Origin of the sequence: Pedobacter nutrimenti, assembly GCF_003208655.1 — a bacterium.
GTDB lineage: Bacteria > Bacteroidota > Bacteroidia > Sphingobacteriales > Sphingobacteriaceae > Pedobacter > Pedobacter nutrimenti.
Genome location: NZ_QKLU01000001.1, coordinates 751343 through 775794 on the forward strand (window position 1 = coordinate 751343; position 24452 = coordinate 775794).

Annotated in this window: 21 protein-coding genes; 10 read left to right on the plus strand and 11 right to left on the minus strand. The window is 39.4% G+C overall.

Translation table 11 applies throughout. The features are described 5' to 3' along the window. Positions 1-14: 14 nt before the first annotated feature. From B0O44_RS03090 to B0O44_RS03110, 5 genes are all read left to right on the plus strand, one after another. Entirely contained in the window at positions 15-1502 is a 1488-nt protein-coding gene (locus tag B0O44_RS03090) for a RagB/SusD family nutrient uptake outer membrane protein (protein ID WP_211321298.1), read from the plus strand. A 112-nt stretch (positions 1503-1614) separates the two neighbouring features. Continuing rightward, positions 1615-2643, plus strand: coding sequence for a LacI family DNA-binding transcriptional regulator (locus tag B0O44_RS03095; protein WP_110827215.1), 1029 nt, complete (start codon positions 1615-1617; stop codon positions 2641-2643). An 81-nt stretch (positions 2644-2724) separates the two neighbouring features. Continuing rightward, positions 2725-3768: a phosphotransferase enzyme family protein gene (locus B0O44_RS03100; protein ID WP_110827216.1), complete on the plus strand. Its 1044-nt coding sequence runs from the start codon at positions 2725-2727 to the stop codon at positions 3766-3768. Between the two features lie 66 nt (positions 3769-3834). After that, on the plus strand, positions 3835-4935 hold the full coding sequence (locus B0O44_RS03105) for a sensor histidine kinase (protein WP_110827217.1): 1101 nt from the start codon (positions 3835-3837) through the stop codon (positions 4933-4935). Positions 4936-4937: 2 nt separating this feature from the next. Then, a complete protein-coding gene (locus B0O44_RS03110; protein ID WP_110827218.1) occupies positions 4938-6023 on the plus strand; it encodes a histidine kinase in 1086 nt (361 codons plus the stop codon). On the opposite strand, the gene B0O44_RS03115 is transcribed toward B0O44_RS03110, so the two are convergent. Further along, a complete protein-coding gene (locus B0O44_RS03115) occupies positions 5980-7008 on the minus strand; it encodes a CobW family GTP-binding protein (protein ID WP_110827219.1) in 1029 nt (342 codons plus the stop codon). The two genes, B0O44_RS03110 and B0O44_RS03115, sit on opposite strands and share 44 nt — an antisense overlap. Before the next feature lie 210 nt (positions 7009-7218). Between B0O44_RS03115 and B0O44_RS03120 the strand changes: the two genes are divergently transcribed. After that, positions 7219-8415: a C1 family peptidase gene (locus B0O44_RS03120; RefSeq protein WP_110827220.1), complete on the plus strand. Its 1197-nt coding sequence runs from the start codon at positions 7219-7221 to the stop codon at positions 8413-8415. Positions 8416-8485: 70 nt separating this feature from the next. Here B0O44_RS03120 and B0O44_RS03125 read toward each other — a convergent pair whose 3' ends face one another. Beyond that, the gene (locus tag B0O44_RS03125) at positions 8486-8872 is read right to left on the minus strand and encodes an acyl-CoA thioesterase (RefSeq protein WP_110827221.1); all 387 of its coding nucleotides are present in this window, start codon (positions 8870-8872) and stop codon (positions 8486-8488) included. Positions 8873-9013: 141 nt separating this feature from the next. Further along, positions 9014-9193 (minus strand): histone H1, encoded by a 180-nt coding sequence (locus B0O44_RS03130; RefSeq protein ID WP_110827222.1) that lies wholly within the window; start codon positions 9191-9193, stop codon positions 9014-9016. A 201-nt stretch (positions 9194-9394) separates the two neighbouring features. Here B0O44_RS03130 and B0O44_RS03135 point away from each other — a divergent pair, with 201 nt between their 5' ends. Together B0O44_RS03135 and B0O44_RS03140 are read left to right on the plus strand one after the other, a co-directional pair. Beyond that, positions 9395-10402, plus strand: a complete 1008-nt coding sequence (locus B0O44_RS03135) for a YncE family protein (RefSeq protein ID WP_211321299.1) — start codon at positions 9395-9397, stop codon at positions 10400-10402. Then, the gene (locus tag B0O44_RS03140) at positions 10403-11233 is read left to right on the plus strand and encodes a sterol desaturase family protein (protein WP_110827223.1); all 831 of its coding nucleotides are present in this window, start codon (positions 10403-10405) and stop codon (positions 11231-11233) included. An 11-nt stretch (positions 11234-11244) separates the two neighbouring features. Here the strand turns inward: B0O44_RS03140 and B0O44_RS03145 are convergent, their stop codons facing one another. From B0O44_RS03145 to B0O44_RS03175, 7 genes are all read right to left on the minus strand, one after another. After that, positions 11245-14262 carry an efflux RND transporter permease subunit gene (locus B0O44_RS03145; protein ID WP_110827224.1) on the minus strand — a complete coding sequence of 1006 codons (3018 nt, stop codon included), beginning with the start codon at positions 14260-14262 and terminating at the stop codon, positions 11245-11247. Between the two features lie 2 nt (positions 14263-14264). Beyond that, on the minus strand, positions 14265-15197 hold the full coding sequence (locus B0O44_RS03150; RefSeq protein WP_110827225.1) for an efflux RND transporter periplasmic adaptor subunit: 933 nt from the start codon (positions 15195-15197) through the stop codon (positions 14265-14267). Between the two features lies 1 nt (position 15198). Continuing rightward, on the minus strand, positions 15199-16461 hold the full coding sequence (locus tag B0O44_RS03155; protein WP_110827226.1) for a TolC family protein: 1263 nt from the start codon (positions 16459-16461) through the stop codon (positions 15199-15201). Next, positions 16448-17227: a phosphatase PAP2 family protein gene (locus tag B0O44_RS03160; RefSeq protein ID WP_110827227.1), complete on the minus strand. Its 780-nt coding sequence runs from the start codon at positions 17225-17227 to the stop codon at positions 16448-16450. Before B0O44_RS03160 ends, B0O44_RS03155 begins: the two co-directional genes overlap by 14 nt. A gap of 4 nt (positions 17228-17231) precedes the next feature. Beyond that, entirely contained in the window at positions 17232-17654 is a 423-nt protein-coding gene (locus B0O44_RS03165; RefSeq protein WP_110827228.1) for a PepSY-like domain-containing protein, read from the minus strand. A gap of 72 nt (positions 17655-17726) precedes the next feature. Then, on the minus strand, positions 17727-18500 hold the full coding sequence (locus B0O44_RS03170; protein ID WP_110827229.1) for a phosphatase PAP2 family protein: 774 nt from the start codon (positions 18498-18500) through the stop codon (positions 17727-17729). A gap of 18 nt (positions 18501-18518) precedes the next feature. Then, positions 18519-19772: a sensor histidine kinase gene (locus tag B0O44_RS03175; RefSeq protein WP_110827537.1), complete on the minus strand. Its 1254-nt coding sequence runs from the start codon at positions 19770-19772 to the stop codon at positions 18519-18521. Between the two features lie 134 nt (positions 19773-19906). Between B0O44_RS03175 and B0O44_RS03180 the strand changes: the two genes are divergently transcribed. Together B0O44_RS03180 and B0O44_RS03185 are read left to right on the plus strand one after the other, a co-directional pair. After that, positions 19907-22300 carry a TonB-dependent receptor domain-containing protein gene (locus B0O44_RS03180; RefSeq protein ID WP_262512041.1) on the plus strand — a complete coding sequence of 798 codons (2394 nt, stop codon included), beginning with the start codon at positions 19907-19909 and terminating at the stop codon, positions 22298-22300. Positions 22301-22405: 105 nt separating this feature from the next. Continuing rightward, entirely contained in the window at positions 22406-23458 is a 1053-nt protein-coding gene (locus tag B0O44_RS03185) for a P-loop NTPase family protein (RefSeq protein WP_110827231.1), read from the plus strand. On the opposite strand, the gene B0O44_RS03190 is transcribed toward B0O44_RS03185, so the two are convergent. Beyond that, positions 23455-24192: a LuxR C-terminal-related transcriptional regulator gene (locus tag B0O44_RS03190; RefSeq protein ID WP_110827232.1), complete on the minus strand. Its 738-nt coding sequence runs from the start codon at positions 24190-24192 to the stop codon at positions 23455-23457. The two genes, B0O44_RS03185 and B0O44_RS03190, sit on opposite strands and share 4 nt — an antisense overlap. Positions 24193-24452: the final 260 nt, after the last annotated feature.

The following is a 24452-nucleotide window of genomic DNA, read 5'->3' on the forward strand; positions in this document are numbered from 1 at the left end:
TAAAAAGAATTGAAATGATTAAAAAATATAAAATGGCCATCATAGCCTTATTTGCTTTAAGCCTGGCTTCCTGCAAAAAGGACTTGGCTCTGGATCCTTACAATGGATTAACCAGTGACAAAATTGTAAATACTGTTGAAGGTCTTACTGCGGCGACAATTGGTACATATAACTATATAAAAGACCCTTATTATACCCGCAACTACCATATGCTTTCCGAATATGCCAGTGACAATGTATCGCTCAGTGGCTCAACGACTGACCCTCTGTTTTACGCCTACAATTACCGGCACAGACCAGAGATGGGCAATACAGCCAATTTCTGGCGTAAAGCCTACCAAGCCGTTTATGGTACCAATGTCGTTATAGAAAAAGTAACCGAAAGCCAGGATGTGGCAAAAAACCAGCTCCTGGGTGAAAACTACTTCCTTAGGGCAATGATCCACTGGGACCTGGTCCGTTTTTTTGGACGCCCGTATACCGATGATAACGGAGAATCTTTAGGGGTTATGATCAGGACAAATACCGATGTTAATGAACTGCCTGGCAGGTCCAAAGTAAAAGATGTCTACGCCCTGGTGGTTTCAGATCTGCTAAAATCCATTAAATTAATGAGTAGCGACAAAAACAACAACTTTGCTTCTAAAGAAGTAGGTATGGCTTTATTGAGCCGGGTATATCTGTATATGGGAAATTACAAAGATGCCTATGACTATGCCGATAGGGTTATAAAAAGCAACCGATATAAGCTGGTGTCAACATCTGACTTGCCAAAGTATTTCACTTTGCCACCGGAAAACAACTCCGAAACGATTTTTGCCATTAAACACGAATTAAAAGATGACCGTTCTGACGATGCCATTGGTTCCATGTATTATTCTGCCGGGATAGGCTATGGTGAAATGTACGCCTCCCAGCCCTATCGGGATCTTTTGGACAAATTTCCTGAAGACAAACGTCATTCCTTTATTGAACCACAATATGACAAAAACCCCGACGGCACCATAAAAAAAGATGTAAACGGAAATCCTATTCTTTTAAAAAGAAATGGTTATCCCAAATATTATATCAACAAATACTCTTTTCAAAGTGGCATAGAAACTTTAAGTTCTCCTGTTATTCTCCGATTGGCAGAAATGTACCTGACCAGGGCAGAATGTGCAGTTCAACTTGGGCGACCGGATGAAGCTCTTACCGATGTAAATACCATTCGAAGCCGGGCAGGCCTATCAGGAAATGCATTGTTCTCTTCTTCGAATATGATGGGCTATACAAGTGTTTTAAATATTGTTTTGGATGAAAGAAGACTGGAGCTCGCATTTGAAGCCCAAAGAAAATTCGATGTTTTCAGAAACAAACTGACTATGGACAGAAATTACCCTGGCACCCACCTAACCAGTCAATTTCCAACTCAGGAAATAAAATATACCGATCCCAGGGTCATTTATTACATTCCTCAAAACGAATTTATCACCAATCCTAATTTGGTGCAAAACCCTTAAACAGAGCGATACGCTTTGGTTTGTTTGGTTAAGCCCGGGCCCTTTGGCCTGGGCTTTTTTATAAATGCCGAATATTCCTTATTTTAAAAGATAATTACAATCTTTGATACCGATGTCTGACAAACCTACAACTATAAAAGAAATAGCAAAGCTGCTCAACATCTCGGTTTCTACCGTTTCGAGAGCTTTAAATGATCATTCCAGCATAGGTCTGATTACCAAAATGAGGGTAAAAAAACTTGCTGCAGAACTCAATTATGAACCAAACCAAAGGGCTATACAGTTTTTGCAGGGAAAGTCCCACACCATTGGCGTAATTCTTCCTGAACTTTCTGAATCCTTCTTTTCGGCGGCAATTAGTGGAATAGAAGATATTGCTTATAAAAGAAATTATACGGTACTGCTCGCACAGTCCCATGATGACCAGGACAGGGAAAAACTATTGGTCGAAAAAATGAAAACCCAAAGGGTTGACGGCCTTCTGATTTCAGTTTCCAAAACCACCAGTACATATGAGCATTTTGAAGCGCTTAAAAAACTAAACATCCCAATTGTCTTTTTTGACCGCATCCCTCCTATTAAAAATATCCATTTTGTGGCCTCAAACCTGGAAACCGGCACTTATGAAGCGGTTAATTTTTTGCTAAAAAAAGGACACCGAACTATAGGAATGATCAATGGACCATCCACACTTGTAGCAAGTGCTGAAAGAAAAAATGGTTACATTAAGGCAATGACCTCACAGAGACTGAAATTTGACCCCTCTCTTATCGTGGGCTGTGACCTGAGTGATCAGGGCACTAAAGAAGCCATGGACACTTTACTACACCATAAACGCAAACCAACAGCTATTGTAACCTTTAATGATTACGTCGCTTTGTTTGCCATCCGGCATGCCCGCTCCCTTCAGATCAAAATCAATGAGGACCTGGATTTTGTAAGTTATGCCAATCTTCCCATTATCAACTACATGGACTATACCCCTATTGCTTCTGTTGAACAATTCCCATATAAACAAGGAAAAAAAGCCGCCAACATCCTGCTCGATCTGATCAACAAGCCTAGAAATGACTCCGGCACAGAGCAGGCCTACTTCAATATTGTTGTAGAATCAGAATTGGTCATCAACCAAAGCAAATAATTATACACAACCGTTTGCGCATCTATCTCCTGGCCAAATTGATTACGTTTGATTTTACAACAACAAACCCAAACTTGCTTTATGCTTGATCAAATTTTACCATTGTACGGAATCCAACCTGTTAAAAGCGACATACAATTATTTGGCGATGGCTTAATCAATCATACCTGGAAAATAACAACTGAATCTGCAGGTTACATCCTCCAAAAAGTAAACCAGTCTGTATTTAAAAAACCTCAGGATATTGACCAGAATATTACGCTCTTAAACGCTTTCTTAAAAGATAAACACCCGGAATACCTGTTTGTGACCCCGCTTTGCGGACGTTCCGGAAAATCTTTAATGGAAACCCCAGCCGGGTTTTTCAGACTTTTTCCATTTGTAGAAAATTCGCATTCACTCAACGTATTAAATAGAAAAGAAGAAGCCTACGAAGCTGCAAAACAATTTGGCAAATTTTCCATGCTGTTAAATGATTTTGATGTGACGCAACTGCACATTACTTTGTCTGATTTTCATAACCTGAGCCTACGCTACGAACAATTCTTATCGGCTGTTCAGAAGGCCTCAGAAGAAAGAAAAACAAAATCCAGTGCACTCATTTCTTTTATAAATGAACACAAAAACCTGGTGGAGATTTACAATGGTATCGTTCATAATAAAGAAATCCCACTTCGGGTGATTCATCATGATACTAAGATTAACAACGTACTTTTCGATCCCCAAAACAAAGGCATTTGTGTTATAGATTTGGATACAGTTATGCCTGGTTATTTTATCAGTGATGTTGGGGACATGATGAGAACCTATTTATCCGCTGCCAATGAAGAAGAAACTGATTTAAATAAAATCAATGTCAGGATAGACTTTTTTAAAGCCATATATGATGGTTACATGGAAGAAATGGGCAGCGTGCTTACTGAAACTGAAAAAAAATATTTTGTGTATGCCGGAAAATTTATCATCTATATGCAGGCCATACGCTTCCTGGCCGACTATCTTCAAAATGATATTTATTATGGAGAAAAATATCCGGAGCATAATTTTAACCGGGCCGCAAATCAGATACAGCTTCTGCGTAAGTACATAGAAATTGAAGATAACCTTGTAAAGTTGCTCCACTGAGCATTTGAATAAAACAATATTTCAATATCTTTATCCCATCACACAACTAACAAGGGCTGAGGCTGCATGGGAAAACGCTTATCAGGGTACAAGACTGAATTTTATGCCAATTTTAAAAACTACAGGGCGATCCTGCATCTTTTGTATTGGATCATTTGCGCAGTAGCATTTTTTTTTCTATATAAATCGAGTGTCGACGCTAAAATAGGTCATTTACCTCCTTCCTATATCGCTGTTCATTACTTGCTGCGTTATGTAGTGTCACTTGTACTCTGTTATAGTTTTCTGTACCTGGTTGTTCCCTTAAACAAAGGTAAAAACAGGTCAAAATTCTGGATTGCATTTATAGTACTTCTTAGCTTTTGGTATCTTGTTCTTATTGTAGGGTTTCGGGTCAATGTAAGCCTGCACCCTGAGCTTAAAACCTTTCCAACGGACAGATTAACTGCATTATGGAGACCAAACCTGCTGCCTTACATTTTCATGTTTGCTTTTTTTATTGCCATTTATTATTTCGTGGATATTTATGACAGACAAAAGGAAATACAAAAACTACAGCACTTTAAAACAGAGAAAATTGCACTGGAAAGCAGGTTTTTAAAATCCCAGATTAATCCCCATTTTTTGTTCAACACCTTAAATAATATTTATGCTTTGAGCCTCAAAAAATCGGGGCAAACTTCGGTTATTATCGACCGGCTGGAGTCTTTATTACATTACATGTTGTACGAATGTAAAGAAGACCTGGTGCCACTTTCCAATGAATTTATTTTTACACAAAGTTATATCGATCTGGAAAAGTTAAGGCACCGGGAGGAACGTTGCGAAGTAAAAGTTAACATCACCGGCGATGCTGAAAAGAAAATGATTGCCCCACTCCTGCTGATCAATTTTCTGGAAAATGCGTTTAAGCACGGTACTAAAACCAGTTTTGGTAAATCCTGGATATACATGGATATCAATGTAGAACCTAAAAAGATGCATTTTGTATTAAAAAACAGCAAGCCAAGCCAACCGGCACTTTACCAGGGCATTTCTGAATACAAAGGAGGAATAGGGTTAAAGAACGTAAAACGACGTCTGGAAATACTTTATCCTAAAAAACATATTTTAACCATTAATGACAACCAAGACTACTTTGAAGTTTGTCTGGAGCTTACCTTTTAACAATGAACCAATTTGTACAGCTAGAAATTAACGAAAAAAGCCGCTGGATTTATTTTACCAAATACCGGTGGGTCGCTCATGTACTGTACTGGACCTGGGTGTTGGTTATTGGTACAATTCTAAACACAAGCCTGACATCCAAAGAAGCCATCACGCCTTCGGTTATATTTTACAACTTCTTTTTGGTCAACTTGCCAATTGCTGCTTTCTTTTACACCTATTGTCTGGTTCTGATCCCTATTTTTTTTAAAAGAAATAGAAAAATGTTGTTTTGGATGCTTGTTTTGCTTTCCATGATTATTTTCCCTGCTCTTAACATCTATTTCAACAGGTTATTTCCCAGAATCGTCGAATTGGAAAACGTCGCAAAACTAAGTTTTATCAAACAATATTTGATTCAGCTATTTGGTTATTTTTTTAACTTTTTGATTTTTTCGGCGCTTCTGTTCTTCATGGAAAAAAATGAAGAAAATGACACCATACAGGAACTGGAAAATGAACAAAAAGAAATCGAACAGGTTAAACTAAACCTGCTCAAAACGAATATCAGTCCTGATTTCTTAATGAGGTCCCTGCAACAATTGAAAAGAGCTGCCAGGGAGCAAAAAGAAGAAACTTCACAATCTATCATTACCTTCTCCGATTTAATGCGTTACAGATTGTATCGGGGCCGTCAGGCATTTAGCCCCTTAACAGAAGAACTTCTTGCTTTGAATTCTTTTATCAGTTTCATAGAATCAGAAGAGCGGAATAACCTTGCCATAAAGCTTAAGGTGTATGGTCAAACAACCGAAAAAAACATAGCCCCATTATGTTTGATCAATATTCTTGAGTTTTTTTGCAAAACAGCACCTGAAAAACCAGCTAGCTTAAAAATAGAGGTAACCGCAGGCGATACGACCATTGGTATGGGCCTCGATTACAGCGCAGCGGCTGACGAAAAATTATTACTGGATCTTGAAAAATATGGAGTCAATTACAAACAGCTGTACGGAGATGAAGTGGAGTTTGATTTAAAGAACAGTGAAAACGGCCATTGTATAATTAAAATGCACCTTCCATGGATTGCTCCGCCAGGCAAGCCCTGAACATTTTATCCAATCCCTTACTTTGGAGATTGCGACCAATAATGACAATTTTACTCTCCCTTTTTGCTTCTTTTTCCCAGGTTTCTCCTTCAGTTATGGAAACCGACTTTGAAACAGTTTGAACGACCATTTTAGAAGAAGCTCCTTTTGAAGCGACTATCCCCTTTATACGATACACATTTGAGGATTGAAGGATCAGAAAAACGAGTAAACGCTGCCGGAGCAATGTAATGTCAAAATCCTGCCCATAGCAGAGCAATACCGTTTCAATATCACTGTGCTGATGACGGGTATGAATGTTTTTTAAAGGGCCCATGGCCGATACAGAGGAAAGGTTAACGACTCCTTTAACCGGAAGAAAATTAACTTTGGGCTTAAAAAATGAAGTATTTTCCTTTTTAAAAAGCAGGCTGGTGTTAAAATTTTCACGGGAACGGACCAGTATTTCTGCAAAAGGATTAATTAATTTCAATTTATCCACAATCTCATTTGCATAATGAACAGAAACCTGCTCCACTTTATTTAACAGAATTACATCACTAAATGAAATCTGCTGAATGGCTTCCTGGGTTTCCTTAAGCTGGTCTTCAATAAGCTGGACATCTACTACACAAATCACCTGTTGAAGTGAAAAGCCCTTTTGTACGTTTGGATTTGTTAAAAAGGGGTGCGCAATATTGGCAGGGTCTGCAATACCTGTTGCTTCAATTAATAAATGGTCCCACAGGCTTCTCTTATCCCATAACTGATTGAGAACCTCAAATATGTCTTCATTCAATGAACAACACAAACAACCATCATTCAATTCGATAACCGGCCCCTCTCCTTTTATGATCAGTTCAGCGTCAATACTTTGTGCACCAACCTCATTTTCCAGTACCGCAAATCGAAGCTCTTTTCTCTGCAAAATGATTTCATTTAGCAGTGTCGTTTTTCCTGCCCCAAGAAATCCGGTCATTAGGGATACCTTTTTAATAATGCTCATCAGTAATGTAAAAATAAGATTAAATACTTGTCTGTATATACAATCAATTGTAAATTTAAGCCCTCAATAAGCAATTCGCAACAATGCATAGCGATCCCTTAAAGATACGCAATAATGCAATTCAGTTGCAAATAAATCATTATGTTTGATGCAGGGATACATAGAGATGAGCGATGATGGGAGAACAAATGAATTTTAACTAACACATATATGAATAAAACCACAATTAAACCATTAATTTTAGCGGCCTCGTTATTATTCAGCCTGAATTATGCGCAAGCACAGGACAATCTGGTCAATTCTTTAAAAAATAACCAAAGCGCAAAGAGCAAAGAAAGTTTCAAATTTACAGATGTTATTAATCTGGCCAATACCCCTGTTAAAAACCAGGGCTCTTCGGGTACCTGCTGGAGCTATTCTACAAACTCTTTTCTGGAATCAGAAATGATCAAGGCGGGCAAAACACCTGTAGCCCTTTCCGAAATATTTTCTGCCAGAAATGCCTATATAGAAAAAGGAAAAAATTATGTTCGGATGCATGGTGCAGTTACCCTGGGAGATGGCGGAGCCCTACATGATGTCATCAATATGTACAGAAAATATGGAGCTGTTCCGCAATCTGTTTATACAGGTTTAAATTATGGCACCACTATTAATAAATTCGGAGAAATGGGCGAATTAATGAGCGGTATTCTGGCCGGAGTTGTTAAAGACGCCAATAAAACCTTAACCCCAAACTGGCAAAAAGCTTATGCGGCGGTGATTGATGCTTATTTAGGGGAAGTTCCTAAAAATTTCGACTACAATGGAAAAAAATATACCCCAATGAGCTTTGCAAAAGAAGTTGTTGGCATTAATCCAGACGATTATGTAGAACTTTCTTCATTTAATGATTATCCTTATTATTCTAAATTTACACTGCTAGTTCCTGACAACTGGTCATTTGATCAGGTCTATAATGTTAAAGTCAATGAAATCACCGACATTATTGATCATGCATTAAAGAAAGGTTATACGGTTGCCTGGGCAACTGATGTGAGCGAAAAAGGATTCTCTTACAAGAATGGTGTCGCTTATGTTCCGGAAAAAGCTTATGAAGCCATGACCGCAGAGGAAAAATCAACTATGTTTGACGGCCCTAAACCTGAAATGGAAATTAATGAAACCAACCGCCAACAGGCATTTGATAATTATCAGACTACTGACGATCACGGAATGCACATCATTGGTTTGACTAAAGACCAAAATGGAAAAGAATACTATATCGTAAAAAATTCCTGGGGGGTTACAAATGACTACAAAGGTTATCTGTATGTAACCAAAAACTATGTAAAATATAAAACAACCGCTTTCTTATTAAACAAAGCGGGTATACCAGCCGATGTCCGCAAAAAAATCGGTGTATAAAATTCATTAAACCTTAAAAAGAAAGGCCCTGTCATGTGACAGGGCCTTTCTTTTTATCAGGAATATCTATTTACTTCAGAATGGAAGTAGGCTTTTTATGCTCATCTATAGCCACAAAAGAAAATTCTCCGGTAACCGCTTTTTCCCTCAGTTGAGAATACATTTGTTCTACATAAATATCCACTTTAACCTTTAAACTGGTATTTCCTATATGGCTGACTACTCCGATCAGTTCTACGATGGTTCCCGCTGGAATGGGTTGTTTAAAATCAATCCTGTCACTGCTCACAGTCACCATAATCTGGCGGCTAAAACGTGTTGCGGTAATAAAAGCCACCTCGTCCATCATATGCATAGCTGTTCCCCCGAACAAAGTGTCATAATGGTTTGTCGTATTGGGAAAAACTGCTTTGAATATTCTGGTTTCTGATGCTTTGATTCTTTCTTCTATTGTCATTTTAAAATATGGTTTCTTTATGTCTGTGGGCCAAAGATAAGAAGCTGTTTAAATTAAACCGTTTAATTGTGGTACACAAAAGTCATAAAACAAAACAGCCTGCTTCTAGCAGGCTGTTTATATAGCAATAAATGCAAAATACTATTTAGCGCTGTTTTTCTTTTCTGTAACTTCAGTACGGATGTCCTGAGCAAGAACTTTTAAATCTTGCATTGCTTTACGTACTCTGGTTCCGGCAGCACCGTTACCTGCACTATAAAATTTCTCTACGTCAGCCTCTACAGAAGCAATAAGTTCTTTAACTTTTGCGAATTTTTCCATGTTTTGATTTTTAATTTATTGCCAAATATATAATTTTTAACAAAAAAAAATCAATAGCAAATTTCAATAAAATTTAGCCCCTACCTATTGCAGACAACTTTTTTTGAAATTTTACCCAAAAAAATGACTAATATCGTAACTTAAATTTAACTTCAGTTTTACTACAGATTTTATGTGTTCTTTAGATAAAAAGAAATTTTTATGAAAAAGGCAAATCTATTGACTCTGGTCCTGCTGTTTCCCTGTGCTTTTACCTACGCGCAGGGTAAAACCGGAATGCACATTGTTAACAAGCTCAAAATCAACAGCGATGGCGGTTGGGATTATCTCAGCATAGATGTTCCTCATCAGAGAATATATGTATCACATGGCAATCAGGTGAATATTTTGAACGAAATAACCGGTGATTCCGTTGGTTATATTCCAGGTACCAAAGGTGTTCACGGTATTGCCATAGCAGGCCCATTTGGCAAAGGATATACCAGTAATGGCAAATCAGCAAGCTGTACCGTATTTGATCTGAAAAATTACAAAATAATTAGGGAAATAACTGTCGGGGAAAACCCAGATGCTCTGTTTTATGATGAATATTCCAAAAATGTCATCGTTTTTAACGGGCGCGGCCAAAGCGCCAGCATCATAAATCCTGTAAGTGATAAAGTGGTTGCAACCATTCCGTTGGGGGGAAAACCTGAGGCAGGTGTGTCAGATGGAAAAGGAACAATTTATGTAAATATTGAAGACAAAAATGAAATTGTTGCTTTCGATATCAAAACCAATAAGGTTAAAAAAAGATATAAGCTGCAAACAGGAGAAGAACCCAGCGGACTTGCCATAGACCAGTCCAGAGGCCGCCTGTTTAGCGTTTGCAGCAATAAACAAATGATTGTTTTGGATATAAAAACCGGTCAGGAGTTGGCTGTGCTTCCAATTGGAGAAGGAAGTGACGGGGTGGTTTACGATCCAATTCTTAAAAGGGCCTACAGCTCTAATGGCGAAGGCAATATTACAGTCGTCCAGGAACTTCAGCCAGGAAAATTTGAGGTCCTGGAAACAATAAAAACAGCAAAAGGGGCAAGAACAATAGCCTTGAATACGAAAACACACCATCTTTTTCTTCCTACCGCGGATTTTACGCCTTCCCAGGAAAAAGGAAAAAGACCACAAAGGGTACCAGGTACCTTTAGAATTTTAGAAATCGGAAAATAAATGAGCCCCATTACAGTCACTATAGAAAACATTTTCAAGGACCACCTGACCCTTATTCAGGTGGTCCTTTATGCAGGTGTAATTTCCATTCTTTGGTTTGCGGAAGTATTTTCTTCCCTAAATCCCTGGAAAGACAAACTCCGGCACAGTGGGCTAAACTTTTTGTTCATCTTTACGGCCCTACCTATACAATTGAGCCTGACTCTGATGGTTATCGTCATCTCAGAATGGGCATTTACAAATCATTGGGGAATATTATTCCTTTTACCCTATTCCAGTAGTATATGGGTTAAATATGTGGCAGGGTTTTTCCTGCTTGACTTTTTTGAATATGTTTATCATGTGACCATGCATAAAGTAAAAAGCCTTTGGAAATTCCACCTGGTTCACCATACCGATACACAACTGGATGTGTCCACAACCGTTCGGGAACATCCCGGGGAAACTTTTATAAGGGTGTGCTTCCTTGGTTTATGGGTATTTCTTTCAGGCGCTTCCATCGGACTACTGGTTTTAAGACAAACTGTACAAACCTTTTCCAACATTATTGCACATACTCATTTCCGCCTGCCGAGCAAAACAGATAAAATACTGGGTCTGTTGTTGATTACCCCTAACCTGCACCAGGTACACCATCACGACAAAATGCCTTATACAGATTGTAATTATGGAGATGTTTTGAGCATCTGGGACCGTCTTTTTGGAACCTATAAGGAAATGGAAGCCGCTGACATCAATTTTGGCCTTGATGTCTTTGACAATAAACATGCCTCCCATTTTTCCTACCTTTTGCAAAGTCCTTTCCCAAAAAAGAACAGCACCACAGGCTGACCCCTCGGCTTTTATAAGAGCTTTTTGATCATACTTGGCAAAACAATCAACAAAAGAGGAAGTGCAACCAGAAAGCCCCCAATCACAGCTATGGCCAGTGGCTGGTGCAACTGGGCACCTGCTCCTATGCCTAGGGCAAGGGGAAACAAGGCGATAATTGCACCTAGGGCCGTCATCAGTTTTGGGCGAAGCCTGGTGGATATCGCGTAGATAATGGCCTGCTCTTTATCCTTATCCACCCTGGATTCTTTAAACTGCAGGAAAGTAAATATGGCATTTTCTCCTATAATCCCAACAATCATAATCAAACCGGTATAGCTGCCCACGTTTAGCGGGGTATGGGTTAAGAACAAAGCGAGGTAACTTCCTGAAATGCCAAGTACTGAAATCACCAAAATGAGAAAAGCAATTTTAAAATCCTTAAACAAAAACAGAATGACACTGAAAACGAGTAAACTGGAAGCAATCAAAATGGTCAGTAGCTCTTTAAAAGATTGTTGCTGATCAGCGTAAGCCCCTCCGTAGGTAATGTGATAACCAGCAGGTAAAGACAATTTTGATCCAACCACCGATTGGATATCTTTCATTACACTCCCCAGGTCCCTTCCATCAAGTCTTGCTGTAACCACCCCTATAGACTGAAGGTCTTCACGGGCTACTTCTGCACTTCCTGTTTTTACATCTACTGCAGCAAGGCTTTGAACAGGTATCGCCACACCGGCAGGGGTAAATATTTTTAAGCGGCTGATGTCGTTTACCCCAAAACTCCGGCTGCCAGGATATACCATGCGAATAGGAGAAAGTTGTTGTTTATCATAAAGATTACCAATTACATTTCCCTGTAAGGCGGTCTGAACCTGGAATTGAAAACTTGCCGGGCTAATTCCATACTGGGCCAAGGCACTAAATTTTGGCTGAATATTTAAGGTCGGACCCGACAATACAATCCCGTTAAAAACATCAGCGGTCCCCTGTACGTGTTTGATCAGTTCAGTTACCTTTTTGGATAAAAACTGCAGCTTTTCCTGGTCATTTCCAAATATTTTCACCTCAACAGGCTGCGTTGAACTCATCAGATCCCCAAGCATATCCCCTATTACCTGTCCAAAATCGACTTTAAGGGCAGGTTGGGTACTTTCTATTTTTGCCCTTATAGCAGCGATGACCTCTTCGGTACTTTTGTCCCGGTCCGGCTTAAGCTGAATAAGGTAATCACCCGTATTGGGCTCAGTAATAAAAAAGCCCATTTGTGTTCCCGTCCTCCTTGAATAAGCCTGCACCTGTGGTACTTTAACCAATTCCTTTTCCACCTCCCTAAGCATCCGGTCGGTTTCAGCAAGGGAAGTTCCGGGAGGGGAACTGTAATCCAGTACAATACTTCCTTCATCCATTTCAGGTAAAAACCCTGTTTCCAGCCTTGGAAATACCAATACAATAGAAACAGCCAGCAAGAGCATCACCATTATGCTGATGTAAGGCCTGTGAATAAAATAAGCAATCCACTTTTGATTTTTCACCGAATGTGCTTCTGCATGTTTACCAATGGTGTTCAATTGGCTGTTTCTGGTCAGGATCAGGTAAATGACCGGCAAACCAATCCAAGTGACAAAAAAAGAACAGATCAGCGTAATAATCATGGTATTGGTCATGACCTGAAAATAAGAACCTGCAACTCCGGTCATCAGCACAAAAGGGACAAATATCACAATTGTACTGATTGAAGAGCCCAACATTGCCGGGAAAAGGTAATCAATGGCTTTTTTTAGCAACGTTACTGTGGGTTCTTCCGGGTGCTCCTCATGGGTTCGATGTATTTGTTCTACAACCACAATCGCATCATCGATAATCAGACCGATTGCCGCAGCAATGGCCCCCAGGGTCATAATGTTTAAGGAGTACCCAATAAAATACAGGACCATCAGGGTTAAGCATAAAGTAACCGGAATGGTAATTAATATGGTGGCACTCGCTTTAAAAGACCGCAAAAATAAAATGGCAACAACGATGGCCAGGGCAAGTCCGATCAGCAAACTATCCCTTACACTTTTAACAGATTCGTTTACAAAATCTGCCTGAACATAATAAGGTTTTATATAAACTCCCGCAGGAAGTATTCTTTTTAACTCTTTAATTTTTAGGGCCATGTCATCAGAAAGGTCTACCAAATTTGCATTGGGTTGCTTAATCACTGCAATCAATATCCCATCCTTTCCGTTCGCATTGATCCGGGTATACTCCACCCCTTCTTCTATATGTACACTGGCAATATCTTTAACCCTTAATATTCTGTTGCCGATCCTGCTCATGGTTAAATTTTCAAGATCGGATTTCGTTTTCACTGTTGCATCGGTAATGGACAAGTATAAATAGTTGTAATCCGACAGATAACCATTTGATTTGATAAAATTTGTCTGCGACAATGCATTGCTGACCTGATCCGGTGTCACATTAAGTGCACTCATCTTCGCCTGATCAAGTTCCAGCCAGTACTCTTTGGTTTTTCCACCAATCACCCTAATTTCCGAAACCCCACTGACTTGTGAAAGAAAGGGTTTTACGGTGTAAGTTGCAATCTGCTTTAGCTCTATTGGAGATTTCGTATGACTTTCCAGACTATATCCACTTACAGGCAGGATTGCAGGGTTCATTTTTTCTACAGATACATTTACCCCCGGAGGGAGGCTGTTGGTGATTTTCTGTATCTGCGATTCAATCCGCTGCTGACTAAGGTCAATATTTGCCCCGCTGTTCATATAGGCAGAAATTTCGCAGCTTCCACGGTTGGTCGTACTTCTGATGAGCTTTAGATCAGGTACTTGTTTAACTGCATTTTCCAATGGCCTTGTCACAGTAACAACCATTTTGTCAACCGGTTGCAACTCCGCCTCTGCTATAATTTTAATTTTTGGAAAGGTAATTTCCGGAAAAAGAGAGGTCTTCAATTGAAAATAAGAGAATATCCCCCCTGAAAGGATCAGGAAAAGTACAACCATCAATGGATTGCGGTGCGAGATGAAAAAATTCTTCATACTTATTTTAGTATTTTAACCTTTGCGGTATCGGCAATCCCATAGTTTCCTGTAATCACAAAGCGGTCCCCTGTACCAAAGACCGGGCTGAGGATTTCGATTGAATTGTCGTTTTCAATCCCCTTTTTTACCAGAACTTTTACGGCGGTAGAATCATTGATTATTTTCATCACCCAAAACTGATCTTCCGTTTCATTGGAAAGTACAGCCGATTTTGGAAGGATTTGTGCATTAGGCCTGGAAGTTTTGATCAGTTTAACTTTTGCAATCAGGTTTTCTGGTATATTGTGACCAGGTTGAACGTGGATAATAATTCTTTGGGTCTGACCCGCTGAATCAACTGCCGGCAATGAACCACCCAATGTCCCTTTGAGTTTCTCTCCATCGGGTAAACTCAGTTCAATAGTTTTATTGATAGAAAGAAGATTTCTAAACTCATAAGGTAAATCCAAAAGAAAAACCAGGCTATTCTGATTGATAATAACAGCCAGCGCTTCACCATCCTGAACATAGTCCCCTTTTTGATGACTTACTTCCGAAATAAAACCGCTTTGATCGGCCCTGATCCTGGAGACACCTGAAAACTTAAAAGCAGGATCCAGCTGATTGACCGTATTTCCTATGGCTCTTGCTTCTTTGGTGACCAGACTAAACAATATTTCATGGCCTGAAACCTGTTTTCCGATGACCGCATTCACCGACTGGATATAACCGTTAATGTTCGCCTTTACATAGCTCTTTTGAAGGTAAGCCGATACCGCATTTATTTCGAGGTAATCCGACAGTGCGGTTTTCCCTATCCCACTGACTTGCACAGGGGTTACAGGGGCTGCTGCCTCAGCGGTCACCGCTGCCTCTTTTGAGTGGCAGGCAGACAAAAGCAAGGCCAAAAAGGCCATAAAGTTCAGGTGCTTTAAGATGATCAACTTTTTCATATTATCTGTTCCAGTAATTCAACTGATTGATCAGTTTTAGTCTGTTTATATTTGTCTGTCTAAGTAAGTTTTGGGCAGCCATATAATTATTAATGGCAATTACAAAATCAGCTATTTTCACATCACCTGTGTGCAGCAGCTTGCTATCTGCTTCAATCAGGCTTCTGGTAAAGCGGATCTGTTCATTGATTTGTTTATACAATCCATCTGTTTCTTTTATTTGCTGATGGAGCATATCCATCTGTTGCTTTTGCTGTTGAACAAAAAAACTCCGGTAATAACTGCTGGTACGGGCCTGAAGTTCTACCTTATTGTATTGCATTTTTCGTTGGTGACCATCGTATATAGGAATCGAAACCGTAAAGCCCACACTGGTACCAAAATTTCTGTAGGGTTGCAATACAAAGGATGAATTGTAACCTCCATTTGCATACACGCTGGCTTTCGGCCTGTAATTAAAATCAACAGCTTTTTTTTCGTTCAGCGCTTTAAGGCTGTCTATTTCAAAACGTCTGGTAAAAAAACTTTTACCGGAAAACACCTCTTTAACCGGATTAAAGAAGGGCTCTTTTAATACTGTAGTGGTGGTGTCGTTAATACCGGCCAGGTAATTCAATAATGCATAATCTGTCTTAAACTGCAGTTCAGCTTGTTTCCATTGTAGCTGTTGTTGCTGAAAAGTAACCAAAAAAGTAAGGTATTCGGTTTGTTTATACGCATTAACCCGGGTCAATTTTTTAAGCAGGCCCTCCTCTTTTGAAAGCAATACAGAAATATCCCTGTTAAACTCCAGCTGAAGCTGGCTGGCATAAGCAACAATGTACTGATCAGTAATTGCTTTTCGCAGATCGAGTTCAGATAGCCTGGTGGCATAACGAATAGAATCGCCCTGCAGCCTGATGGCCTCCATCTGGTTGTTTTTCTGACCAGCAGTTATAATTCCGTAATTCAGGGTAAGTAAAGCATCAAGGGTATGTGAATTCGTTAGCGCCTCATCATAACCATAACCTTTGATGACCGGGGCATACAGCCCGGTTGAACTCGCGTTCAGCTGTGGTTTATAACCGGCCTTTAAACGCATGCTGTCAATCTTATTCATCAACAGCTGGTTGTGATAGTCTTTCATCAAAGGGCTGTGATGAAGGGCATTGTCTACAAAAAAATCAAGATCCACCGGTGCTTTGGAAACAGATTGCCCCTGTACCCAAACACCACAGCACAGAAAGCAAACCAGTAGTAGTAAACCTTTTTTAAAACGTTCCATTAAAAGAAAATCCAATACGATGTTGTTGATAAGAGGGCATTACATTATAACTTGAAGAATGATTACCTAATATAAGTCTTTTTAACTTAGGGTAAATAAAATAACCCAGTTTTGCAGAGAGAATACCAAATCCGGCCCCGGCAACCACATCGCTGACCCAATGTTTATTGTTGTACATTCTTAAAACCCCCGTTGCTGTGGCGACCGTGTAACCTGCATAACCGTACCAGGGCGATACATCCTTATATTCCTGATTTAAAAATTCTGCAGCCACAAAAGCATTGGCAGTATGGCCTGAGGGAAAGGAATCAAAACCAGAGTCATCAGGCCTCATTCTGTGCGTAGCACTCTTCAGACTTTTCACGCTTACCCCCATAATTGCCTCCGAGAGAACATACAGGCCAGTTGCATCCACCAGGGAATGCTTTCCTTTAACGCCTGCAAGATTTAAACCATAAACAGCCGCTGCCGGGACAAACTGAAGGTAATTATCAATGTGCGCAGCGAATAAAGGATGGTCCTCCTGCAACTCATCTCTGGTACTTAGATCCAGACGTCTGATGACGTTATGATCTGACAAAGAGGCCAGTCCATAACCTATAAAAACAGCAGGAATAATAAAGGAAGCGACCTTTGGTTTATAGTCGCTCCCCTGTGTAATTAAGTTGTGTTGTTTAATATTGTTAAGGGCCAGTGTATCGGCATTTTGCTGCGAAAAGCATAATCCTGGCAAACAAGCCAGCACCAGTATCCTAAGGAACTTCATAGGTTTAATTTTTAACCAGATTTCCTTTAGCATCAAAGATCAGGTCTTTGCCTTTTACTTCGGCCTCATATCTAATTGTTCCATCGGCTTTAACAATTTTTGCTGCCTCCTTAACCGCTGCTCCTTTATAGTGCCCGGAAACATAAGTTGTCACCTCAACAGGTAATTCAGAAACTTTAATTGTTGTTTCGGTTTCCAGCAAGACACCTTTTGCAGTATATACCTCGGAAATCTTATGCCCACGCAGTTCAAAACCTGCTTCAAAATAATCTTTCTCTTTTTCCCAGTTTACTGATTTAATTTCAGGATGGGCTTTTCCAAAAGCATTTTTAACCTCCGCAGGAACTTTTGAGGATGGTAATTTTTGTGCAGAAACAAAACTTATTGTTCCTGCAAAAGCTGCAATCAGCAAGACGATCTTCTTCATAACTTAGAATTTTAAACTAAGCTATATCCCAATTATGAAGAAATTCTGTAGTTGATGCCAGTGGCAAAAAAATTAGAATTTTCCGGAAAGGGAAATCCCTGCCATACGGTTTTGATAAGATGGTAAAAGTGCAAATTTAAATTTTTTATGACCAGTCATCAGACGGCGTACAGCGGGATAAACCAAATAAACCGCTTTAACAGATAATATACCCAGTCCGGCACCAGCCACAACATCGCTAAACCAATGTGCATTATTATATATTCTTAAAACTGCCGTTGCAGAAGCAATGGTATAACCGCCAATGCTGTACCAGACAGAAGCATCACCATATTCCTGGTTTAATAATTCTGCACCTGCAAAAGCAATTGCTGCATGACCAGAAGGAAAAGAAACAAAATTAGAATGGTCCGGGCGCTCTTTATCGGTTGCCTTTTTCAATAAATTAACAGAACCAACAGTCACCAGTCCGGACAAAAGCATCAATGCCGTTTTATCTGCAAAACCATGCTTTCCTTTTACTCCCATAAGTTCCAGTCCGTATAAAGCAACAAATGGTGCATACCGCAAATAGTCATCTGTACTGCTGTTAAAATTTGGGTGGTGTTCATTTCTTTTATCGGCAACATACCGATCAAAATTTTTGAGTGGACCACCTGTTAAAGCGATCAGCCCATAACCCAAGGCAGCTGCCCCGGGAATAAAGCTCTTTAGATTTCTGCGATTTTTCAGCTGCGTACTGTCTTTTACCAGCGAATCATTTGTTTGGCCAAAACCACTAAAAGAAAGACTCAGCGTTGAAAACAACAGCATAAATACGCCGTACTTTTTAAAGAAACAGGTCATAGGCACCGTATAGATTTTTTAAAAGATTATACTAAAAACGTGTTTTTCCCGGAGATATGCATACTGCAGGGAAAATTTATAATGATTACAAATCTGCCTGGATATGGCCAGACCAAGCCCCATTCCTTCGGAATCACCAGATTTATTAAAACGTTCAAAAATCTTATCCACGTTCAGGGCCTTTTGTTTGCTGGTATTGCTCATCCGAAGTTCTTTACGATCTAAGAACACCTCTACCACACCTGCGGCCATGTTATGCCGAATGGCATTGGTAAAAAGATTATTCAGCAAAACATCGGCAAGATACCTGCTCATCTTCAATTCAACGACAGAAAGATCAGCCTGTAATTTAATCTCATTGAGCTGGAACAATTCTTGAAACTGAACACACTTTTGCTCCAGGAGTTGTTTAAAGTTTAACAGTTCTTCATCCAGAATGAGGTTATTTTCAATTTTTGCCAAAAGCAGCATGGTTTGGTTCAGCTTAGACAATCTGCCCATCGCATTGTAAATATCATGGATCAATTCACCCTGCTGATCACTGAAACTATCTGTTTGTAACAACGTATCCAATTTGGTATTGACCACAGCCAAAGGCGTCATCATTTCATGGGAAGCATTATCTGTAAAAGTTTTCAGGTCCTTATAATCTGCCCTGACCCGCTGAGACATCAGCACCAGGGAACGATTTAATTCCATAAACTCTTCTATTTTTGTCTGTTCGGGTTTCAACTCTTTATCGTCAGCCAGGCTAAAGGCTTTTAACTGATCCAAAATCCCATAAAAGGGTTTCCATAAATTATTCAGCACGAAACGGTTAATCAGCAACAAACTCACCAGTAGAACGGCTGTAACACCTAAAGTAATTAAAAAAATAATCCGGATCAGGTCCTCGGCCTCCACCCTCGACTTGGTGATCCGGACTTCATATTTTTCTGGTCCAAGTGCAACTGGTAAAACCAGGCTCCTGCCGGGTTCCATTTCTTTTTCCTGCAAATTCTTGTATTCAGTATATAAAAAATGTTCTTCTACAAGCTCAGCTGGCTTTAATAGTCTGTACTCTACCTTCTGATCTTTGAAATCTCCTGCCAGAGGAAGTTTATGATACGTTTTCACATAATCCATAATTTCATCTGCTTCGATTTTTAAGTCCCGGTCGAGTTTATCGGTAAGGATAAAATGAATGACCCCATAATAAAGCAGACCGGTAAGGATCAGTACAACAAAAGAAGTAATCAGGTTCACCCTGTTGTATTTAGCAGATAACTTCATCCTTTTTAACCCCTTATAAATCATCAAGCAAATAAATGCCCCAAAGCTGTAGAAAATTTGAAGATAAGAATTGCTGCTGCCAATCTTCAAAAATACTACAGAATTCAATACTAATTATGCAGAAAAATACATCCATGATTAAAATTTATACTTGCCTTTGCTTCTTTTTATTTACGATAACCCATTCTGCATCAGCACAATTAAGCGGTATTATTAATGGAAAAACTTGTGAAACATCAACTAAACCTTTGGAATTTGTAAATGTAGTCCTTAGGGACAGCCATAATAAGGTCATTGGACATGAGGTATCCGATGCAAAAGGCTTATTTAAATTCATCAACGTCTCACCGGGCAACTACCACATTACCTGTAGCCTAGTTGGATACAATGATCACCAAACTCCATTATTTACACTAGGCAATGGCCAGACCAGAACCGAACCCCTTATTTTTATGACTGCAGATCAAAAAATCCTGAAGGAAGTAGAGATCAGTACTAAAAAAGCCATTTTTAGCAATTCTATAGACAGAAAAGTATATAATGTAGACATGGACATCAGTTCAAAATCAGGTTCAGCCACCGAAGTTCTCCAAAATGTTCCTCTGGTCCAGGTAGACATCGATGGAAATGTAAGCCTCAGGAATTCATCGGTAATGATACTCATTAACGGAAAAGAATCCCCTCTTATGGGGAAAAATGCAGCAGCAGCCCTACAGCAGCTTCCAGCAAACAGTATAGACAAAATCGAGGTCATTACCAACCCTTCAGCTAAATACAAGCCCGATGGCACAGGCGGAATTATAAATATCATCCTTAAGAAAAACACAAAAAGAGGCTTAAACGGTAATGTTACAGCCAACGCGGGCAACAATGAAAGATATAATGCCAGTACTGCACTTAATTACAACACAGGAAAATTGAATCTATTTGGATCCTACAGTGTAAAGCAGGATGACCGTCTGAGGAATATTTCAAACACCCGCGTTCAAACCGATCCAAAAACTTTGGCTGTAAATCATTACAGCGATTACACCATCGCTAAATCCAGACCTTTTTCAAATATTGTCACCCTTGGCCTTGATTACAACCTGGATGACAAAAACAGCTTCGGACTGTCCGGAAACTACTATCTGAGAGAAATGCACAAACATGATGTCATTTTAAAACAGGTGGAAAGCATCAAAAACGGCAATCAGGACTACGACAGGAAAAGAGAAAATTTTGAACGGGAAACCCTCAGCAGTGCCACAGTTTATTATGAGCATCAATTTACAAAAGAAAACCACAGAATCAGACTTGAATTTAATATAGACCACAAACCCGAAGTAGAAGACAATCATTATACAAATACTTACAGGTATCCTCTTATCCCTAACCAGATGGACAACACTGTGATACGGCAAACTGCAAACAGCAAGCATGTGAACCTGAATTATGAAAACCCTTTAAACAAAAACAACAAACTGGAGGCCGGCTACGACGGACAATTCAACAGCCAGGACCAGGATTTTTATGTTTCGGCTTTTGATCAGGCCAAACAGGCATTTATAACCGATTTACAGAAAACCAACCGTTTTATGTATCAGGAAAACATCCATGCTTTTTATACGACTTATACCAGCCAGCTCAAAAAATTCGGCATTCTTCTGGGCTTAAGAGGAGAATATACAGATCTGAATTCCAAACTGATCACCACTTCGGAAGTTATTCCAAATACCTATTTTAAAATTTATCCCACCCTCCATTTGACCTATAGAATTAATGAACAAAAGGAACTTCAGCTTAATTACAGCAGAAGGGTGCGAAGACCCGAAGGAGACGAACTCAATCCATTTCCGGAATATGCAGACCCTACAAATGTAAAGGTAGGGAACCCCTATTTACTTCCAGAAATCATTCACTCGGTGGAGTTGGGTTACCAATGGAAAAAAAATGGAATCAGCATTACCCCAGGTATCTATTACAGATATACCTACAACCGGTTTACAGCTGTAACACTTCCTTTAAATGACTCCGTGCTGGTTACCAAACAACAAAACCTGGCGAATGATAAAGCATTCGGAGCAGATTTGGTCATTTCAGGTAACCTTAATGACAAACTCAATGTGAACCTGACCCCAAATCTCTTTTACAATCAAATAGACGCTTCTAATCTGGGTTACAGTTCAAAAAAGTCTACAATCACCTGGTCGGCCAATCTAAATGCAAGCTATGCACTGAGCAAAGGAACTTTCCTGCAACTCAATTCTATTTACAAATCGGCACGCTTAACACCACAGGGAGAATATCTTCCGGTTTTTATTATGAATTTGGGCGCCAGACAAGAAATATTCAGTAAAAAGGGGGCTGTTTACTTCACACTATCTGATGTTTTTAAATCACTCAAACAGGAAACAGATCTTCAAGGGCCATACCTGGTACAGCATGTACTGTCCAGAAACAATTCCCGTATTTTTTACCTTGGTATGAGTTACAATTTCGGGGGAATGAAAAAGAAAAAAGACATGCAGTTCGATAATTCTTTATAGCCAGGTCTATAATCAAACCACCTGAAATAAACTTTAATAATTAAACTTCTCTGTTTTTCAGTTTACGAAAAATAATTATTTTTAGCAAAAATTCGATAGTCCTTCATGAAGTTTATTAACGCTAAAACTGTTATAGGTCAATTAAAAAAAGACCTGATTGGAAAAGATTCCTATCGGGGGGTTACCCTAACTTATACCTGGCTCGCCAATCAGTTCGGTCATTTTTCTCTGGGTTTTATACCCACCATTTTAATCTATGCCCTGATCAAGGATAGACCAGCTTTACATTATCCGGAGTTATGGGCATCACTGGGCGTATGGTCCGCATGGATTTTATTTGAACTTTACAATTTTTTGGGTCCACTACTTTTAAAAACCTCTACCCGTAGAGAAGCCCTTAAAAATACAGACTATACTTTTAGTCCGGCCTGGGCAAATGTTGCTTTTGACACGATAACGGATCTGGCTTATTTTGGAATGGGTGCTATTGCGGCCAGTCTGGTTTGCAGCTACCATTCACAGATGCTCCTGGCCTTAATTTCCTTACTGATCGTCATCGCCTATCCGGCATACTACTGGTATACGACAAAAATGTATATCCAAAATGCAGAATACCCTTTCCAGTTGCGTTTAAGTCAATGGAGCCAAAAAATAAAAGACGAGCACAAGAAAGCCGTACTGGATTATCTTGACCATAAAGGAGAAGGTAAACATATGCTCATCTTTGGCTCCAGGGGAAGTGGAAAAACAACCCTTTCGGTTGGTATTGCAACCGAAGCATCCATAAAAAATGGTTACTGCAGCTACATTACGGCAGTTAAGCTGTTGAGCATGTTTTTTGAAAGAACAGATAATCCGGCCGAAAGTCCCAATAAGTTGTGGACCTGGAGAAACTGCGGGCTGTTGGTCATTGACGACATTAACCCGGGAAAACCGGTAAAAGGCGACATCATCAGTACAAGCCTGTTTTACGAATTACTCAACAATGTGGATTGCGGCCCGGACAACCTCAAACACATCCGTGAAAAAAACATTATATGGGTAATGGGCAGTGACGATCCTACAAATTTACTGGAAGAAAAATGGCAGGGCCTGCTCCAGCAAATTGGAATAAAAAAATCCAACATTGTGACCATAAACCTAGATGGGGAGAACTAAGGTAAAATAGAATTGTCATAAGCAAAACTCACCAAATGTGTGAGGCTTTTTACATCAAATCGCTTGTACAAAGGAATAATCCGCTTCTCAATTGCAGAATGAGAAACTTTGAGCTCATGCGCAATCTCTTTAAAAGAGTAACCCTTTGCGACCAGCGCCAGGGCTTCTTTTTCCTTATCAGATATGGCAAGGTGCGAAAACAGAATCTTATTGAGCTCTTCTTCAAACTTTTCCTTCTCGGGGCCATAAGCTGCATAGCGCATGACTTTTCCAAAAATAAGACTTCTGTTAATTTGAAAACGACCTATAATTGCCGTTACTTTCCCGTTTTCAGAACTATACACACCAACCCTGGCCAAAATAGGCACCAAGGAGCCATTTTTATGAACTTTTTTTAATTCTATGGTAAAACTGTATTTTTCAAGGTCTTTTGTTTTATGATGAATAAATTTTAAGGCCTTATCATTCAAATCATGTGAAAAAGGAGCAAATTCCGGTGCAGACATATTTACAATGGCCAGCATATTGATCTCATCGTCCTTATAGCCGACAACCTCTTCCCAGCCACAAGCGTAAATCATTTTATTCAGCTTAAATGAATAAATATAAATGGCTTCTTCAGGGAAACGCGGTATAGTCTGATTAAAATGCAAAGCCTCAGCACTTTCTATATCAGCCGGCACATCACTAATAAAATTTTTCGAATAATCTCCGTAATCTTTTTTGGAATCCATTTTCGTTTTCTTTTGAAAAAGTCGTTTGGACCACCTGCGTATTTACACAGTTGATGCGTATACCACTTCATTCTAACTTTGTGGCAAGTTTAAAGAAAATAGGTTTGATTTTCGAAAGAAAGATCAAAATCTTTAGAATATAACTAAAAAATTATATAAAACACAAAACACAATGCAATACACTGGAATGAAGAAATCAGGTAAGAAAAACTATCTACTTCTTTTCCTTCGATTAATAGCACTGATACTATTGTTATTAT

Excerpts from the sequence above, each read along its gene's own strand:
- B0O44_RS03185 (WP_110827231.1), top strand. The coding sequence starts at position 22,406 with ATGAAGTTTATTAACGCTAAAACTGTTATAGGTCAATTAAAAAAAGAC.
- B0O44_RS03150 (WP_110827225.1), bottom strand. The coding sequence starts at position 15,197 with ATGAAAAAGTTGATCATCTTAAAGCACCTGAACTTTATGGCCTTTTTG.
- B0O44_RS03175 (WP_110827537.1), bottom strand. The coding sequence starts at position 19,772 with ATGAAGTTATCTGCTAAATACAACAGGGTGAACCTGATTACTTCTTTT.
- B0O44_RS03135 (WP_211321299.1), top strand. The coding sequence starts at position 9,395 with ATGAAAAAGGCAAATCTATTGACTCTGGTCCTGCTGTTTCCCTGTGCT.
- B0O44_RS03100 (WP_110827216.1), top strand. The coding sequence starts at position 2,725 with ATGCTTGATCAAATTTTACCATTGTACGGAATCCAACCTGTTAAAAGC.
- B0O44_RS03155 (WP_110827226.1), bottom strand. The coding sequence starts at position 16,461 with ATGGAACGTTTTAAAAAAGGTTTACTACTACTGGTTTGCTTTCTGTGC.
- B0O44_RS03145 (WP_110827224.1), bottom strand. The coding sequence starts at position 14,262 with ATGAAGAATTTTTTCATCTCGCACCGCAATCCATTGATGGTTGTACTT.
- B0O44_RS03140 (WP_110827223.1), top strand. The coding sequence starts at position 10,403 with ATGAGCCCCATTACAGTCACTATAGAAAACATTTTCAAGGACCACCTG.
- B0O44_RS03120 (WP_110827220.1), top strand. The coding sequence starts at position 7,219 with ATGAATAAAACCACAATTAAACCATTAATTTTAGCGGCCTCGTTATTA.
- B0O44_RS03125 (WP_110827221.1), bottom strand. The coding sequence starts at position 8,872 with ATGACAATAGAAGAAAGAATCAAAGCATCAGAAACCAGAATATTCAAA.
- B0O44_RS03115 (WP_110827219.1), bottom strand. The coding sequence starts at position 7,008 with ATGAGCATTATTAAAAAGGTATCCCTAATGACCGGATTTCTTGGGGCA.
- B0O44_RS03180 (WP_262512041.1), top strand. The coding sequence starts at position 19,907 with ATGATTAAAATTTATACTTGCCTTTGCTTCTTTTTATTTACGATAACC.
- B0O44_RS03105 (WP_110827217.1), top strand. The coding sequence starts at position 3,835 with ATGGGAAAACGCTTATCAGGGTACAAGACTGAATTTTATGCCAATTTT.
- B0O44_RS03190 (WP_110827232.1), bottom strand. The coding sequence starts at position 24,192 with ATGGATTCCAAAAAAGATTACGGAGATTATTCGAAAAATTTTATTAGT.
- B0O44_RS03160 (WP_110827227.1), bottom strand. The coding sequence starts at position 17,227 with ATGAAGTTCCTTAGGATACTGGTGCTGGCTTGTTTGCCAGGATTATGC.
- B0O44_RS03130 (WP_110827222.1), bottom strand. The coding sequence starts at position 9,193 with ATGGAAAAATTCGCAAAAGTTAAAGAACTTATTGCTTCTGTAGAGGCT.
- B0O44_RS03095 (WP_110827215.1), top strand. The coding sequence starts at position 1,615 with ATGTCTGACAAACCTACAACTATAAAAGAAATAGCAAAGCTGCTCAAC.
- B0O44_RS03090 (WP_211321298.1), top strand. The coding sequence starts at position 15 with ATGATTAAAAAATATAAAATGGCCATCATAGCCTTATTTGCTTTAAGC.
- B0O44_RS03170 (WP_110827229.1), bottom strand. The coding sequence starts at position 18,500 with ATGACCTGTTTCTTTAAAAAGTACGGCGTATTTATGCTGTTGTTTTCA.
- B0O44_RS03165 (WP_110827228.1), bottom strand. The coding sequence starts at position 17,654 with ATGAAGAAGATCGTCTTGCTGATTGCAGCTTTTGCAGGAACAATAAGT.
- B0O44_RS03110 (WP_110827218.1), top strand. The coding sequence starts at position 4,938 with ATGAACCAATTTGTACAGCTAGAAATTAACGAAAAAAGCCGCTGGATT.